The organism is Pseudoalteromonas sp. NC201, from assembly GCF_002850255.1.
In the GTDB taxonomy this organism is placed as follows: Bacteria; Pseudomonadota; Gammaproteobacteria; order Enterobacterales; family Alteromonadaceae; genus Pseudoalteromonas.
In genome coordinates, this window is sequence record NZ_CP022523.1 from 173082 (window position 1) to 188771 (window position 15690).

Sequence of the window (15690 nt, forward strand, 5' to 3'; positions counted from 1 at the left end):
TAAACAGCATCTAGTACTCCTGTTCTCTAACTATGTTGATTAATTTATAAAGCACAATCATCTGCTGGTTTACGACGTAGCACGGCTAGCTTCTATAGAAGGTAGCCGTGTCGTAAAAGTGATAAATTCAACCAAGACTTATCATCTAGAAGTTATATTTAACGCCAAAACGGATTTCATATAACGATGGTTTAATTTCAAAGTCAGTGCCTGAAGGGTTGTTGAACTTCTCAAACACATATTGACCGTTGTCATTGATAGATGCTGTCACTGCGTTTTGCATTGAGGTACCACGCTCTAAAGTGCCCCAGTCATCGTTAAGTAGATTGCCAACATTCTTTATTACGAAGAATGCAGAACCTTTATGTCCATCAGCAAAACCGCCAAACTCTTGTTCAACTTTTAAATCGAAAGTAACAAACCACTCGCCGTCTTGCGAGTTACGGTCTTGAATTTGACCGCGTGAAAGGCCCTCACGATTAACCCAAGAGTCAAACGCAGATTTATCGAAATCTTCACCGAAGACCACTCGTTGATCACCTTCACTTGGGACGTACAACAAGTCGCGTTTTTCGTCAGCGTAACCAAACATACCCGTGTTATCAAACGTGTATGAATAAGGGTTTGTCATACTTGCCTGTCCGAATAGGCTAAAGCGAGTTTCTAAGCCATCAAATAGTTCAGTTTTATACGATAGAGACATTGTTGCGCGATGTGGTACTTCGTAATCTGAAGTCGCGACTTCTGGGTTTTGCGGATCCGCAGTTGCTATTCTGTGATAGTTCGAAAACGCGACAGAGCTACCCATTGGATGCACATCTTTTGCAACGGTGTATGCATAAGAAAGCGCTAAATCTATACCATTATCAAATGACTTGTTCATGCCAAAAGATAGAACATGGCTATAACCATCATCACCGGACACATTGGTTAGCATTAAGTCTGATTCGCGAGAATGAAGATTATCGTTGTAAATTGGACGGCCATCGGGTGCAGTTTCATCAGATGCCAATGTGATATTCTTGATAACTGCTGAATCTTGTTTATCTGTATATAAGTAGTCAACACTGAATACATAATCAGATTCAGTAACGTAAGTTGCACCTAGTGAAAGCTTCCACTCTGAAGGAATTTCAAAATCAGGGTCAGTTACGTTAGTACTATCATCAGCTCCACCCGCAGAGATAGTATCGTATAATTCTTTAGGAATATCGAAACCAGCTTTACCGTCGCCAACGAACGCAATTGCATTTGGGCCTAGCAACTGAAGGTTTTTCTTGTCTGTTTGGATGTTACGAATACCATCGTTTGAATAGCTGTTTGAGATCCATACATTTGGGTTACCACCAGAGTAAAGGCCTATACCACCACGCAATTCTAGCTGGTCATTGTAAGTCCAGTTAACACCTAAACGCGGTTGTAATAGGTCAACGCCATCCAGATTTTGTTGGTTTGAAAAGCCAAAGCGCTGTTCAAAGTTTGGATTATATGCTGGTACGTCATCACTGGTATACCAGTCATAACGAACGCCTGCCGTGATGGTCATATCGTAATCGATAAAGTCGAACTTATCTTGGAAGTACAACGTATTTAGTGCGTACTTAAATTCACCAGCTGCATCTTCAGGGTTATGTGATGAAGCATTGCCATAGTAAACGCGCGCAATGCCATTACTGAGATCTTCAATACTGCTAAAGCGATATTCACCTTCGTTGTGTTGCACGAACATATTGAATACGTCGAGTTCTTCACGTTCATATCCAAAATATAGCTCATGCTCATCAAGGTAATAGGTACCTGCAAGTTTCAGAGAAAGGTTATCGTACTTTAATTTGTTTGCTTGACGAGAGTCGTCCGGACCTAAGTAAACAGTGACATCATCAACATTTACTTGAAACTCGCCAAAACCAGATGCTTGATCTAGTGATAATTGACTGTTATCAAGCTCTGAATAACCAATACGGACTTCGGTCGAAAACACATCGCTCCAATCCGAATAGATTGAAGTAACAAAAGAGTTGAGCTCTGCGCCACGTTCATAGAAGTGGTTCGATAAAGATAGCCTGTCAGAACCAGAATCAGATTGAGACAAAGAAAAGCCATCGTTATAGTTATATACGAAGCTTGCACGATGATCGTCGTTGATGTTCCAGTCTAGTTTTACTAATAGTTTTTCATCTTCTACAGGCATACTTGGGATCATACCGCCTGCATCATAACCATATTTTTCTTGCGTTATTGCAGTAATACGGTCAATGCTCGCCTGACTGATTTTTCCATTTGCAAATGGTGTGTATTCGAAGATCTCTGATCCTTCCAACTTTTCATAGCTGGTAAATAGGAACAGAGAGTCTTTAATCAGCGGTAGGCCAACGTTAAAACCGTAGCGTTTCTCGTCATAATCGCCGATATTTTGCTTTTGACCATCAATTTTATCACCAGATAGCGAATCACTGGTATAGTCAAAAAATAGACCGCCCGTCAATGTGTTTGTACCTGATTTTGTTACGGCATTGATGTTACACGAAGTAAAGCCACCGTATTGAACATCGAATGGGGCAAGTTCTACAGCAACTTGATCAATAGAATCAAAAGAAAAAGGCATCCGCTCAGTTGGGTAACCATTGCTATTTAAGCCAAAGTTATCGTTCATTCGCATACCATCAACAGTTAAGCTGTTGAACCGAGGGTTACCTCCCGCACATAAAATAGCGCCTGAACTGCTTTCGTCTACGTAGATTCGAGGGTCAGTACGTACAATATCTTTCAAATCGCGGTTAATTGCAGGCTTATTTTGTAATTCAGCCAGAGAAAAGTGAGATGCGGGGCCTGTTCCACCAGACTGTGCAGTTAAAGGACGGCCAGTTACCACTATTTGCTCAATGTCTTGTCGTGATTGCAGTTGAACTGAAACTGGGTATGTTTTACCTAAAGATAAATAAACATCATCAACTCTAGTATCTTCAAATTTATCAGAGTCAATTATAATTTGGTATGGGCCACCAACGCGAAGGCCTTTTGCAGAGAATACACCGCTTTCATTCACTGTGGCTGTTTTTACGGAGCCTGAAGGGGTATGAATAATTGTTATTTTTGTACCAGCAGCAGGATTACCCATAGGACCTACTACTTGACCTTTTAAGCTAGAAGCTGTGTCGTTTGCGTGTGCAAAGCCGCTTGCAGCTAAACTTGCTGCAATAGCAAGAGACAGCGAAGTTTTGCGTAAAAGAGTATTCATTTTGTTGTTTCCCGTATATTTCAGAACTTACTAAAGTTATTTTATATTCGCAGTATTAGAAGTCTTTTTTAATGCTTCTTTTAATGGCTGCGAGTCCTTATCGAAAATTTGGTTTAATAGGCCGGCTAATCTAATGCCACCTTGTTGCAGCCTAAATTTAACTGTTGGCATATATTTATAAATGTAACCGTAACTTATTTCAGTTTCATTGCTGTTATAAACTTTTTCAGCAATATTATTTGACTCAAGCAACCAATCTGCTGGCGAGCTATCTAAGTATTCAGCAATTATTTCATTATTTGTGGTTTGAATAAAACGTGTAAATTCTGTAAATGAAAGATTTTCATTTTCGATTAATTTGGTGTCCCAAGTGCTGTGTAAGTTTGAATCACTGCCAAAAAACTTTACTTTAATCATGTTACCACCACGGTCTTTACCGCGACCTGCGTGAAATGGTTGGTGGCTGTCACCTACAAGGTGAACTAGGAAACGAAATGCAAAACGCTTTTCATCGATTGACTTAGATTCTGACTTCAGTGTATTGATGGAGTAGTAGATACCGTCTAGGATGTGTTTTACTTTTTCTTTGTCATTCAAATCGGCATGAACATGCTCGTGCATTGCCTTTGGGTTGTCGATATTGATGTAATGCCACTTTGAAGATTGTTTACGCCAAAATGTGCTTGGATCCGAACGCATTTCATCTGCCCAAGTTGAAATCTCAGCCAGAGAATCACCTTCTAATAACGGTTGAATCGCAACGCGAGTCTGATCGGTTAAATGCGCCTCCGCCAATTCGCCAATGATCCTATGACCATTTTGACCCCAGGCATGTGCACTTGACGTCGTTATAGTCATCCCTACAGCGAAAAGTAATGACAAGCTTTTACGTAACATTTGTATCTCTTGTAGAAAAGGGAACAATCTTCCCAACCGAAAAGTGAGGCCAATTGTCCGTATTTTTCAACAAAATAAAAGGACTCAATAAGATTCATAATTTCCTGTCAATAAAGCAATAAATTCATGGTGTTATGATTTATTAGTAAAATTACCTATTGCAATGAGTAAAGAAAATTGATCTAATAGCGGTCAAGAAAGGATAGGTTATTCCAATTAGTGATACATAGTAACATTTTGACTAGTAAATCAACAATTGTATCTTTGTTGTTTATAAGCGCATTATTGTGCTGGATTTTAGGGGCTCGATTAATATCGACAAAGCCTCTTATTCTTGATCCCGTTGTCCAGTACTCAAATACTTGCAAAACGCGTTCAGTGTCCAATATCAACACTTTAAAAATACATGTTCCGATTAAAAGTCTCGCGTTAGACGTTTTAGTTAGAGCGTGTGAAGATGAAGTGGTCACTAGACAATATGGGCAGGTGAAAGTGTATTGGGGAGGAAGCCTCGCTGAGCAAATAGAGTTTTTAGCTAAGGGAATTGCCGATCTTATTTTAACAAAAGACAATATCATGTCGGCTTTGATGGCTGAATCAACGCATAGTTATAAGCCTGTTATAGGGTACCCGGCTTATTCCGCCTTTTTTATCTCAAACACAGAAAAACCCAAATTATCTAAATCTTATTTCTTAGATAAAAAAATAGGCTTACTAGACTATCCAACAAGTCGCTCTGGTCACATATTACCAAAAAGTGCGTTTAAAGAGTTAGATATCGATATTAATGCGCTCGATATTACCTATTTAAGCTCGCATCAAGCGCTCCGCGATCGTCTAGCTGCTGGTGAAGTTGATATTATTGCCTCCTATTGGTCCGAAGAAGACGAGTTGCGGTTTTCGAAGAATTACATTACGCCAATTGCAAATAATGTTAGCGGCAGTAAATGGTATTTAAAGATGAACAACAATAACACTGATCTAGCTTGTGCAATGCAGGGAATTATTAACCAAGTCGCTCAATTAAGAACATCGAGTTACTTTGATAAGGTAGATCGATACTGGCAATGTGAAGCCTCACCTTATGGCTTTATCGGAGAAGCAGATGGACGTTAGCCAGCGCAATATATCCGTTTTTATTGCTTTGGCGTTATTGTTTAGCGGCATTTTCTACATTTCTCAAAGTATTGAAACTAAGCGGGTTTTGAAGCAACAAAAAGAAGCGGTTGCGCTTCGCGTTGCTATTGATATGAATCGTTTACCTGTCGCAGATCCTTTTCTACATTATGCAGGTAATGAAACTGAGTTAAGAGAATATATAAACTCACTCAATGCTGCGTTAGGCGCTCAAGGTGCCCGTTTAACTGTTCTTGACATTAATACGTCTGGGGCAGGTGAAGGTGAAAAAAGTGAAGTGCTAACATTGTCTGCGCCACACAGAAATTTCTATGTAGCGGTGTCATTAGACGACTCCAAACCGAAATTTACCTATATTTTCCCTCTGATTATGGCGCTTATCGGCGTTGCGGTGTTCAACTGGGTGAGAAGAAAAGGTATTGATGCAAAAGTAAGTTCAAATCAAACACTAGAGAAGTTGCCGGAATTTAAGCTTGTTATTGATTTGTACTCAAAAACAGTAACAACGAATAGAAACAAATTAGTCAGTGTTCAATTAGCCAATAAACCATTGTGCTTTTATTTGGCACTTGTTGAGTTTTGCGAGGTAAACCCTGACACTATTCTCAACCAAAACAAAGAGATGCCAAAAGAGTTATTGGATCTCGCGGATAAATACTTTTATCGTTTAGTTGAGCTTGGTCATACTATAAGAAAACGGCCAAACTTCACCAATAGTTTAGAAAAAACACTAAGTGAAATTAGAGCTGCACTAGACGAAGTATTAGACGCATTCCCAGAAAAAAAGGTGTTGTTTTATCCGCCAAAAGCACACGGAGAAGGGTCTCGTTCCAAATTACATAGTTATGGACTGAGCGGAGTGAAAAAGTCTGATGTTGATATTATTGGTAAATAGAGCAGGTGTCAGTAAAGCGGTGAGTCACACCGCTTTACTGGATTGTCTTTCTATAAATCGATAGCTTTTATTGGACTATTCTTTTGGAAGTAATCTTTTAGAACCTGTGCATCAGTTAGATCTGTAGCAGTATATTCAGGAAGATGATTAATCTTTGGATAGCCATCACCACCAGATGCATTATAGCTATTCACACTCATACGATAGGTCTTATCGTTAGTTAATGGCTCGCCCGCAATGCTAATATTGGTTACCTTATCATTCTTGATATCAAACTTAATATGGTGGAACTGTAAGTAAGCACCAGAGTCAGGCGGGAATTTAGCAACAATGTTTAAGTAATTAATAAGATCTCTGGCCTTCCAGTCTATGTAAGTAATACGATTTTTAAAAGGGTGAACTTTCAGTACATCTTTGTAGCTGACATCACCTTGTTCTATGCTATCTCGGATCCCGCCGCCGCTGATAATGCCAAAGTCAGCTTCGACAGCTGCCATTTGCGCATTAATGATAAGATCTGCGAGGTTGCTTTGCTTAAATCTCACTGTACTGCGACGACCATCTAAAAAACTATCAACGTATCCTACTGCACCAGCAATTTGCGCTTGTCCTTTTTCTTGAAAAGGCTTCAAAAAAGCAAGCATTTGCGGATCTTCTTGAATCGTTTCACCAATCACAGAGCCAGCTTTATCTTTTAAGTTTACAGGGATTAAGTTATAGCTAATCAAGGTTTTTGTATCACCATCAATCCTAAATACGGCTTTACCCACATACTTACCCCACTCATGTGCTTGCATAATCCAAACACCATTTTGATTATCTGGTTTACATGTTTTGCCAGGAGCGAATGACGTATCCTCGTTACCATTGTTGTCGACACAGACAGGTTCTTGAGAATGTCCACCGACTATCAAATCAAGCATACCTTTAGGAAGTCGGCGCGCAAGTGTTACATCACCGGGCGCATTGATACCATGATTAGCACCGTGATAATGGCCCATATGTGTGACAGCAATCATAACATCTGGGTGATATTTGGCTTTGATCTTAGGAACCCAGTTTTCTGTGGCTGTTAAAGGCTCAATAAAAGTAAGGCCATGAACATGTTTTGGATTGGCAATTTTAACAGTATCAATTGTCGTAAGCCCAAGGACAGCAATGGTCAATCCTGCACGTTCAATAATTGTGTAAGGCTCGTATGCTGGCATTTGATTTGTATTATCAAGAATATTTGCTGACAGTACTGGGAAGCTTGCCCACTCAATTTGTTTGGCTAGTACATCTCGAGTGTTATCAAATTCATGGTTACCAATTGCCATGGCATCGTAACCGAGTTTACTCATTCCCCTAAAATCAGGTTCGGCAAACTGTAAATCAGATTCTGGTACACCGGTGTTTATATCGCCTCCAGAAAGCAATATAACGGCATGTCCTGCTTTTTCGGCATCGCTCTTTAATTGGTCAATTAAGGTTTTTCTGGCAGCCATACCATATTCACCTTTTTCATTTTGCCAAAAACGACCATGATTATCGTTGGTGTGTAATACGGTTAGGTATTCTGCTTGTTGCGACTGCTTAGGAGAGGAAAAATGGCATGCTGATAATAGCAAAGCGGTTGAAAGAATAAGTAAGTTGCGCATAATTTAGAAGCTATTTGATAAATTATGCGCGTATTCTAGATCATTATAATTATTTTAATAGTGCTAACACTCAAAATTGCTATATTTTCTGGCGTTTTGTGCCACCGCAGATACTCTTCTGTCCAGTTCAAACTTTGCTAACTCACATTTTGCATGGTCTGTTTCTATCATCCAGTTTAAAAAGCTAGCTGGCAGCGTGGAGTACGGTTCTCCAGCATGAAGTCCAAAATCGCAGATATCATTATCCTGTTTCATCTATGTGCCCCTGTTGTTCTTTTTGCCATCGCCATGCTAACAAATTGACTCAGAGATTAAAGAACAATTAGTTAAAACGAATGGCGTTTTTATCGTTTTTAGTTATATAAGTGTTAAAAGTAATGTGATCCACTGCAACACAATGAACGCACATCCAGCAAGGTAGAGGCGAAAACGCGTTCTAATATGATTACTGCCGATATGAACATAGGCATGTGCAATACGGCTAATTACAAACAGTAAGGCGAAAATGCTGAACCACAAGGTGACAAGTTTCATTGCGAGTGCGGCGAGAGAAACAACAAAAAACAACATGGGAATTTCGAACTGATTGGTAAAGTTTCGGGAAGCCAGAATGACTTTTTCAGGCGCATTGTCGAGCGCCATGGTTTTGAACTGATCAAACTGGATCTGTTTTTCTCGTGCCGCTTTAAATCGACGTTTACCCATAATGACCATGATGACTAAGGTCAGCAGAGTTTGTAAAAATAGTGCGGCGAGCAGTAAATAAGTGGATGTTGGCATAGGCTCCTCAGTTTACGAAGTGTTACAAAACAAAAAATTTCTATATTGCAAAAGCTTAGTTGAATGACGATGATAGTCTGGTTCCAAAAAGTAATTATCACAATAATGGATTGTTTTATGAAAAAGCTATTCGCAATTAGCACACTTACCTTAGCAGTTTTGACTGGATGTGGTACAACTTCTTCACTTAATCATTCAGGCACGACTGAGAATCTTCTTTCAGAGCAACTGGTTGTAAGTCCTAATGATGATAGGCAATATCAAACGTTAACCTTAGAAAATGGCATTGAAGTTATTTTGGTATCAGATCCATCTGTATCGAAATCAGCGGCCGCGCTGAGTGTTGGCGTTGGTCTACTACACGATCCGATGTCACAGCAGGGCATGGCGCATTATCTTGAACATATGTTGTTCCTTGGCACAGAAAAGTATCCAGACAGCAAAGGTTATTCTGAGTTCATGACCAAAAACGGTGGGGCACACAATGCTTACACTTGGTTGGATATTACCAATTATATGTTCAAAGTGAACAACGATGCCTATGACGAGGCGTTAGACAGGTTCTCCGATTTCTTTAAATCTCCAAAGCTCTACCCTGAGTACACGGAAAAAGAAAAAAATGCAGTGAATGCTGAGTGGTCTATGCGTCGTGAAATGGACTTTTTTGGTCAATTTAAACTTGCACGAAACATGATGGGAGAACATCCTGCTAACCGTTTCCTTATAGGTAATCTAGAAACGTTAGGGGATAAAGAAGGAAGCAAGCTACATCAAGAGACTGTTGCTTTCTATGATAAGTACTACTCTGCGAATATCATGAAGTTAGCCATGATTTCTAATGAGCCGATTGAGCAGATGGTGGTAAAAGCGAAAAAGCACTTTACGACAATTAAGAATAAGAACATCGAGAAGCCACAGGTCAAGCAATCGCTTAACTTCGATAATGTTGGACAAAAGTTGGTCCATTATAAACCGAATGAAGACGTAAAGACTCTACAGCTTGATTTTACTATCAAGAACAACGCCAATGCGTTTGCGGTTAAGCCGAACTATTTCATTACTTATCTGCTAAGTAATGAAATGGCGGGTAGCCCCGCTCAAGTTCTAAAAGATAAAGGTTTAATCTCATCGTTAAGTGCATTCGCGACTCCAAATAGTTATGGCAACTACGGGACGTTGCAGATTGATATTCAGCTAACCGATGAAGGCCTAAAGCAACGTGAGTTAATCACAGGTACAGTACTGGATTATATCGATATGATCCGTGATAAAGGAGTCGATAGCCGTTACTTCAAGGAAATCCAAACGTCGCTAAATAATCAATTTAGGTTTTTAGAAAAAGGCGATGAGTTTGGTTACGTTAGTAACCTTGCAGATAGCATGCAGCATTACCCAATGAACCATGCTATCAATGCAAGCTACTACTACGCGCAGTTTGATGCTGATGCAGTAAAGGCTGTCTTGAAGCAACTTACACCTGAGCAAATGCGGGTATGGTATATCAGTAAAGGTGAGCCTACCGACGCAAAACTGCACTTCTATGATGGTGAATATCAGATCGTAGACTTAAAGCGTAGCGATTTTGATAAATGGAAAGAAGAGGCAAATTTCGATTTAGCACTTCCTAGTGTAAATACCTTGCTACCTGAAAACTTCGCACTGAAAACATCTGCGGATGATGCGAAAAAGGGCGTTCAGAAGGTTATTGATGCTGATGGGGTAACGGTTTGGCATGCCGCGAGTGAGCGCTTCTACCAGCAGCCTAAAGGCAGTCTGAAAATCTACTTGAATAACCCAAGTGCATTAAAAGACATCAAAACTGAGGTTGCACTGTCGATTTGGGCCGATCTATACCGGCTGGATAAAGCAAAACTGATGACGGAAGCGAGTATCGCTGGTATGCACCTTGGCTTGACCCCAGCAAATGGGGTAATGCTAGATATTTCAGGTTTTACTGATAAACAAGCATTATTACTAAAAGATGCGCTCTCAGGTGTTCGTGTAGAAACGAATAAACGCGCATTTGACCAGGCTGTTGATCGTTACGTGCGTGGCATTAAAAACCAAGAAAAAGAATTCCCATTCAGACAAGCTTTTGGTGTATATCAAAAACTTATCCGTTCAGGAAGCTATGATGATTCTGCATTGATATCAGCAGCTAAGTCTTTGACTTTGGCCGATCTAGATAAAGTGCAAAATCAAATTTTAACGAATAACCAAGTTCGCGTTTTTGCTTATGGCAACTACGATAAAACGGACTTGCAAACAGTAAAAGAGACGCTTGATAATGCGTTGCCTAAACGCCAAAAAGTGACCAAGTACGCGCGAGCTAAATATTGGCAGCCAGAGCAAAAGCAGACAATCGTATGGCAGCAAGACATTGACGTTGCTGATGTTGCCGTAATCGATTTTGCAGTGCACCCAGTCAAAGGTTATGCACAAAAGGCTGCGGCGATGGTGCTTCAAGGGCACTTAAGAACAGCGGCATTTGAACGTCTGAGAACCGAAGAGCAGTTAGCGTATGCGGTTGGTGCAACCAGCGTTGCTATTGACGAATATTCAGCGCTAGGCTTCTATATTCAAACACCGGTAAAAGATGCTAAGAGTATGCAAGCTCGCTTTGACGCGTATAAAGATGAATATGCTAAAGACTTAGCAGCGTTAGATCAGGCAACGTTCGAGCAGTTAAAAAATGCAGTGTTAGTCTCATTAACCGAAGAGCCAAAAAATCTTTCTGAAGAACTACAACCGTTATTGGGCGATTGGTTCAAAGAAAATATGGCGTTTGACTCCGAAGCTAAGCTAATTGCTGCAGTTGAAGCGGTCACATTAGAAGATATTAAAGCGTACTATCAGCAAACTGTAATGAACACCGATGCTGCTAGATTAAATATTCAATTACGTGGCGCCAAGTTCCAAGCTGAACCGTTTGCAGATCTACCGAAGCAAACTAAGCTGGATTCAGTTGAACAGATGTATAAAAACGTGAAATTCCAACAATAATCAGTCGGTATTTCAGTGATGATTAAAAGCTGGGAAAATTCGTTTCCCAGCTTTTTTATTAGCTTTTGCAAATGCTAAAGTATAAACGGAAATTAATTACAGTATTTTCGGAGACTAGATGGTGATTGTGACGGGAGAAAAGATCTTTTTAAGAAAGGCAAATTTAAATGATGCGGGGTTTTTACTCAGGCTTTTGAATCAAAAAAGTTTTATCGATAACATTCGGGATAGAGGCATAAAAACACAAAAGCAAGCTGAGGAGCATATCGAGCAAGCTTACCTAATTCCTTATCAAATCGGTACGCCAGCGCCTTACGTTGTTGTTGAACTTAGTAGCAATACGAGCATCGGAGTATGTGGCTTATATCAAAGACCTTTTTTTAATATTCCAGACTTAGGTTACGCGTTTTTAGATGATTTTACAGGGAAGGGTTATGCTTCCGAGGCTGCCAAATTGCTAATGCAATATGTTAAATCAGAAGGGAACCACCCTAAGCTGAGCGCTATCACGCTAGAAAGTAATGCAGCTAGCATAAGCCTGCTTAACAAAGTGGGATTTAGTCGTATTGGTAAAATAATAATTGATAACGATTTAACACCTGTGGTGGTGTTTGATTGTCAATTATAATTGTTGACTTATTTGTGTCGTTAGTTGAATAAAGTTTCTCTGATGTGCCGCAACCAGAGCGCTAAAGCCATCCTGATCAAGAGCTGTTTCAAATTGGAATGGTTGCACTTGAGTTAGTTGATAGCTCCCTTTTGTGTATTGATAAAGATACCAAGTCCCGCTCATCACAGCACCTTTTTCAAAGTGCCCTGCAAACTCATTAATTTCTACAACGAGGCGTTGGTGCTCTTGCGCATTGCGATAAAATTTATCGCTTTTAATTGCAGTAGCTTTGTTGGTTCCATTTAGTGCGTTTACTAAGTTCCATGTCAACATATCGGCGGGGGGTTGGGCCCAAAAATGGAAATTAGCGATGTTTACTCTATTGTCTCGCTGAAATTGCACCAAGGCTTGTTGATCAAACAGTTCGATTAACTGCACTTTATCAATCAGTAGTACACGATTGAGCTCAACTTGCTTTTCACCTGCGACATTATTTGCTTCTAACTGATAATAACTAACCGGTTGGGATGGATTAGTTATACATCCTGTTAAACAAAATAGAAGCAAAAATATCACAGAGCCAGTCTTCATTTATTTTTTCCTTGGGAGCGGATCCGCGCCACTTTCTTTATTAAAAATAAGCATATTCGGCTGCTCATTCAGCCCTTTAGAAATAGGCTTTAAGCGATTGGACAGGCTTTCAAGCTCCTCAAGGGTATTACTAAGTTGATCCATGACACCTGAGCCTTTTTGGTACTGCGTCATAGTTTGTTCAAATTGCTTTAAGCTTGATGTGAGCTGGCTTAATGTATCTTTTAAGTTCGTTAAATTGCCGCCAACCTTGTCTGTTATCTTGTTGTTATTGATAGACTCTACGAGTTGATTCATTTCCATTGCTAGTAACCTGTGTTGCTGAAGGGCGCCTTCTAGTTCCTTAACAGTTGTTTCAAGAGGTAACCCATTTAACTTGTTCAGTAAGCTTGTGACCTGTTCAGAAAGTGCTGTAATACCGCTCGGAACGCTGGGTAATACCGGGTAAATAGTCGTTTTGTTTGAACTAACGACTTCTGCACTTGGATAAAAGTCTAACTCTATATATACCGCACCTGTTAATAAATTGCCACTTTTTAGTGACGCCCTAAGGCCGTTACTAATCCATTTGTCTATGTTTTCTGACCAATATGTTTGAGCAAGTTGCGCATCTTCGTAAATGCGTCCGTACTCAATTTTAACCAATACAGGCACAGAGGTGTTATTTTGTTGAAAGTATAAAGGTCTATCATCGCTAACACCAGTCGCTGGTACCTGCTCTATTGTGCCAATCCGCATCCCGCGGTATTCGATTGGTGCACCAGCTCGAAGTCCTCGAATTGATTGCTCAAACTCAATAAGATAATAATCGAAGTGATCAAAGCGTTGCTCTAAGGCCATTGCGAAATTTTTGTGCAAGGCGAAGGTTTTATTTTCGAGTGCTTCTTTGCCACTTGGCATGGTTGGTGGATAGTCTACAGAAATTCCGCCTTTAACCATTTTGGCAAGAGATCCTGTCGACACTTCAACACCTTCCGTTGACAGCTTAAAATCAATGCCGGAACTAATCCAAAAAATAGCGTTGTCTGTGATAAGCGTATCGTATGGAGAATAGATAAAAATACCGTACTCCATTTTTAAGCTTTCGACGCTAAAATGTGCAGACTCAACTTGACCCACTTTATAGTTGCGGAAAAATATACTGGAGCCAACGTCTAACACTTCAGCATCTGAAGCCACGAGTTGATAGCGTTTTCCTTGCACTTCTGAGCCGATTAATGCAGGTTCATCCATTAAGGTGAATATGCTCGAACGTGCTTTCGCTTCACCGGGGGATAGCTCTATATACACTCCAGAGAGTAGCGTATTCATGCCTGATATTCCGGATTCGTCAATTCGAGGTTTAACTACCCAAAACGATGAATCTTCAGCTAATAAATCACGATAGGGCTGTAAAATCCTAACTTTCGCAACCACTGCATTTTGCGCTAATTCAAGCTTTAATGACTCGACTAACCCGACCTTAACGCTTTTTACTCTCACCTCAGTTTTGCCTGCAATTATGCCATCTGCGTCAGTCATTTTTATAAAAATAGTGTGGCCTTTATTTGCCTGATGTTGATATAACATCCAGCCTGTGATGAGCAACGCGATAATTGGAATAATCCAAATCACTGAAAATTTTGGTTTGTCTTCTATATCGGCTTGAGTAGTCATTGACTATTTTTATCCCACAATAATCTCGGATCAAAACTATTAACGGCTGCAATTTGGCAAAGCACCATCAAAGTAAAAAACACGATACCAATTTCCGGCTCGACATTTAGCACCGTACCAAGTTGTACCAAAGACACTAAGATTATCACCACAAACACATCTATCATCGACCAGCGACCAATAAATTCGAGCAAGCGGTACACTTTTGTTGCTGTGATTGGGTCTTTGGGCTTCTTAACTCGTATTAGTAAGTAACTCAATAGTAACGCTTTTGCGATAGGAATACATATACTTGCGAGAAAAATAAGTGTTGCTACGGGATAAGAGCCGGCTTCCCAAAGCACTTGAACGCCGGAAAAAATCGTTGCAGGAGTATGAAGCCCAAGACTGATGGTATCCATGATGGGCAGAAAATTAGCAGGTACAAGTAGCACGACGCTGGTGAGCATCCAAGCTAAGCTTTTTTGCGTTGATTGAGATTTGCGGTATTTTAGTTTGGCGTAGCAACGCTGGCACTTTTCGCCTTCACCTAAAAAGCCACAAACCTTGCAACGTTTTAGCGTGGTAGATAAATTCTTTGGTTCGGCCAAGTGACGATTACATTGAGTCTGATTACGCCACATATACTCGTGATCAAAAAGTGAGAGGGCTTCAATAAAACACAAAACGAACAAAATATAGGCCCAAAATCCAAGGCCCATTTCCAATTCAGCGAAAGACATTAATTTAAAAGCGCTTACGAGCACGGCTACTAAAAATATATCGGTGAGATTAAGTGGTTTTAGTGCTGAGAGTAATTTTGCTAAATGCCGAGCATTGTGCGCATTGATGATTTGCCAATACTCGGTGTGTGCAAGCAGTAGCAATGAGCATACGGCAACAGGCATGACTAAAATAGTGAAGGCAAATAATCCAGCGAGAAAATAGCTGTAATGCTCAGCTAACAATATGAGTGCTTGCCAGAGGCTTACAACTTGAGTGATACCGTGTTGTGTGTAGGAGATAAAGTCTGGAAATAAGCTTGCGAATAAAAATAGTAACGCAGAAAAGCTGAAGGCTTGTACTAATTGGTTTTGGTGTCCTTGTACATGACACAACACGCACCGACAGTTTGGGCACACCGCACGCTTTTGGGACTCGATAGCGTCTATTTCAACAAGCGTATCGCATTCAGGGCAAGCTGTAATCACATAAAAATCCGTTGATTTCCTTTTATGCTAGTTTGCTTGATGCGCCCAAATTT

General features: G+C 40.2%; 12 protein-coding genes. 4 read left to right on the plus strand and 8 right to left on the minus strand.

Translation table 11 applies throughout. The features are described from left to right. Positions 1-145 precede the first annotated feature (145 nt). Together PNC201_RS18750 and PNC201_RS18755 are read right to left on the minus strand one after the other, a co-directional pair. A complete protein-coding gene (locus tag PNC201_RS18750; RefSeq protein WP_102057999.1) occupies positions 146-3238 on the minus strand; it encodes a TonB-dependent receptor in 3093 nt (1030 codons plus the stop codon). Positions 3239-3274: 36 nt separating this feature from the next. After that, the gene (locus PNC201_RS18755) at positions 3275-4135 is read right to left on the minus strand and encodes a S1/P1 nuclease (protein ID WP_010605341.1); all 861 of its coding nucleotides are present in this window, start codon (positions 4133-4135) and stop codon (positions 3275-3277) included. A gap of 378 nt (positions 4136-4513) precedes the next feature. Here PNC201_RS18755 and PNC201_RS18760 point away from each other — a divergent pair, with 378 nt between their 5' ends. After that, on the plus strand, positions 4514-5251 hold the full coding sequence (locus PNC201_RS18760; RefSeq protein ID WP_010605342.1) for a PhnD/SsuA/transferrin family substrate-binding protein: 738 nt from the start codon (positions 4514-4516) through the stop codon (positions 5249-5251). Beyond that, positions 5241-6167 carry a hypothetical protein gene (locus PNC201_RS18765; RefSeq protein ID WP_102058000.1) on the plus strand — a complete coding sequence of 309 codons (927 nt, stop codon included), beginning with the start codon at positions 5241-5243 and terminating at the stop codon, positions 6165-6167. Before PNC201_RS18760 ends, PNC201_RS18765 begins: the two co-directional genes overlap by 11 nt. Before the next feature lie 50 nt (positions 6168-6217). Here PNC201_RS18765 and ushA read toward each other — a convergent pair whose 3' ends face one another. From ushA to PNC201_RS18780, 3 genes are all read right to left on the minus strand, one after another. Continuing rightward, positions 6218-7807, minus strand: coding sequence for a bifunctional UDP-sugar hydrolase/5'-nucleotidase UshA (gene ushA / locus PNC201_RS18770; protein WP_102058001.1), 1590 nt, complete (start codon positions 7805-7807; stop codon positions 6218-6220). A 63-nt stretch (positions 7808-7870) separates the two neighbouring features. Then, positions 7871-8062: a hypothetical protein gene (locus tag PNC201_RS18775; RefSeq protein ID WP_010605345.1), complete on the minus strand. Its 192-nt coding sequence runs from the start codon at positions 8060-8062 to the stop codon at positions 7871-7873. A gap of 102 nt (positions 8063-8164) precedes the next feature. Then, a complete protein-coding gene (locus PNC201_RS18780) occupies positions 8165-8587 on the minus strand; it encodes an MAPEG family protein (RefSeq protein ID WP_010605346.1) in 423 nt (140 codons plus the stop codon). 117 nt (positions 8588-8704) lie between these two features. On the opposite strand from PNC201_RS18780, the gene PNC201_RS18785 reads away from it, so the two are divergent. After that, positions 8705-11590 (plus strand): insulinase family protein, encoded by a 2886-nt coding sequence (locus PNC201_RS18785; RefSeq protein WP_010605347.1) that lies wholly within the window; start codon positions 8705-8707, stop codon positions 11588-11590. 118 nt (positions 11591-11708) lie between these two features. After that, on the plus strand, positions 11709-12218 hold the full coding sequence (locus PNC201_RS18790) for a GNAT family N-acetyltransferase (protein ID WP_102058002.1): 510 nt from the start codon (positions 11709-11711) through the stop codon (positions 12216-12218). On the opposite strand, the gene PNC201_RS18795 is transcribed toward PNC201_RS18790, so the two are convergent. Genes PNC201_RS18795 through PNC201_RS18805 form a run of 3 tightly spaced genes read right to left on the minus strand, consistent with a single transcriptional unit; the run spans position 12213 to position 15637 of the window. Continuing rightward, a complete protein-coding gene (locus PNC201_RS18795; RefSeq protein ID WP_102058003.1) occupies positions 12213-12791 on the minus strand; it encodes a PqiC family protein in 579 nt (192 codons plus the stop codon). The two genes, PNC201_RS18790 and PNC201_RS18795, sit on opposite strands and share 6 nt — an antisense overlap. Further along, on the minus strand, positions 12792-14447 hold the full coding sequence (pqiB, locus tag PNC201_RS18800) for an intermembrane transport protein PqiB (RefSeq protein ID WP_102058004.1): 1656 nt from the start codon (positions 14445-14447) through the stop codon (positions 12792-12794). Further along, positions 14444-15637: a PqiA/YebS family transporter subunit gene (locus PNC201_RS18805; RefSeq protein WP_010605351.1), complete on the minus strand. Its 1194-nt coding sequence runs from the start codon at positions 15635-15637 to the stop codon at positions 14444-14446. The genes pqiB and PNC201_RS18805 overlap by 4 nt, the downstream gene beginning before the upstream one ends. Positions 15638-15690: the final 53 nt, after the last annotated feature.

Excerpts from the sequence above, each read along its gene's own strand:
- PNC201_RS18750 (WP_102057999.1), bottom strand. The coding sequence starts at position 3,238 with ATGAATACTCTTTTACGCAAAACTTCGCTGTCTCTTGCTATTGCAGCA.
- PNC201_RS18755 (WP_010605341.1), bottom strand. The coding sequence starts at position 4,135 with ATGTTACGTAAAAGCTTGTCATTACTTTTCGCTGTAGGGATGACTATA.
- PNC201_RS18765 (WP_102058000.1), top strand. The coding sequence starts at position 5,241 with ATGGACGTTAGCCAGCGCAATATATCCGTTTTTATTGCTTTGGCGTTA.
- ushA (WP_102058001.1), bottom strand. The coding sequence starts at position 7,807 with ATGCGCAACTTACTTATTCTTTCAACCGCTTTGCTATTATCAGCATGC.
- PNC201_RS18775 (WP_010605345.1), bottom strand. The coding sequence starts at position 8,062 with ATGAAACAGGATAATGATATCTGCGATTTTGGACTTCATGCTGGAGAA.
- PNC201_RS18780 (WP_010605346.1), bottom strand. The coding sequence starts at position 8,587 with ATGCCAACATCCACTTATTTACTGCTCGCCGCACTATTTTTACAAACT.
- PNC201_RS18785 (WP_010605347.1), top strand. The coding sequence starts at position 8,705 with ATGAAAAAGCTATTCGCAATTAGCACACTTACCTTAGCAGTTTTGACT.
- PNC201_RS18790 (WP_102058002.1), top strand. The coding sequence starts at position 11,709 with ATGGTGATTGTGACGGGAGAAAAGATCTTTTTAAGAAAGGCAAATTTA.
- PNC201_RS18795 (WP_102058003.1), bottom strand. The coding sequence starts at position 12,791 with ATGAAGACTGGCTCTGTGATATTTTTGCTTCTATTTTGTTTAACAGGA.
- pqiB (WP_102058004.1), bottom strand. The coding sequence starts at position 14,447 with ATGACTACTCAAGCCGATATAGAAGACAAACCAAAATTTTCAGTGATT.